The 857-nt window shown below is 66.9% G+C and carries 1 protein-coding gene; it reads left to right on the top strand.

Annotated features, from left to right (window positions below):
• Positions 1-225 precede the first annotated feature (225 nt).
• Positions 226-857: transposase family protein (locus tag E1298_RS47305; protein ID WP_424923252.1), on the top strand; the 632-nt coding region annotated here is incomplete at its 3' end.

The raw sequence follows: 857 nt of genomic DNA, 5'->3' as shown, positions 1-857 counted from the left end.
TGAAGTGATCTCAGGGATTTAGAACCGGACGGTCGAGCTTTCTGAGTGTTGAAGGTGCCGTTCGGGGAGACACGCGGACAGATCGCCTGGCCGGGAAATAGGACGTGGAGCCCCGGTAGAGAAGGAATCACCACAAGACCTTGTCCGCCCGGAAGGCTCCACGTGATTCCCCATCGTGCCACGCTTGACGTCTCTGGTGAACTCGCTCGGTATGTGGCATGCCTGTTGCAGGCCGAACGCCGGCTGCGCGGGACGCCCAAGGGCAGCCGCGCATTGACCTGTTTCCGGCAGGCGGTGATGGTGCTGCGCTGGTTCCGTGGTGAGACCGACATCCCCAAACTCGGCCGCGACCACAAGGTCTCGCGCGCCACCGCCTACCGCTACATCGGCGAAGGAATCGACGTTCTCGCAGCCCAGGCACCTGATCTCCACGACGCGCTGGAACGCGCCCGCGCCGATGGGCACGTCTACCTGATCATGGACGGGACGCTGTTGCCGGCCGATCGGTGCGCCGAGCAGACCATCAGCGTCAAGGGCGAGCCGATCGACGCCTGGTACGCCGGCAAGGCGCACAAGCACGCCGGCAACGTCCAGGCCCTGTCGGCACCCGACGGGTTCCCGTTGTGGGTGTCCGACGTCGAGCCCGGCTCGGCGCACGACCTGACCGCAGCCCGTGCCCACCTGCTCGGCGCCCTGTACGCCGCGGCCGCAGGCGGACTTCCCACCCTGGCCGACGGCGGCTACGACGGCGCCGGAATCGGGATTCTCACCCCGATCAAGAACCCCTCCGACGGCCAGCTCCTCAGCATCGACAACCGCACCCACAACTGCCTTCTACGCGGGCTGCGCAGCCTGGG

The sequence above is a fragment of the Actinomadura rubrisoli genome (genome assembly GCF_004349215.1).
GTDB classification, from domain to species: Bacteria; Actinomycetota; Actinomycetes; order Streptosporangiales; family Streptosporangiaceae; genus Spirillospora; species Spirillospora rubrisoli.
This window is presented reverse-complemented; position numbering and strand designations above follow the sequence as displayed.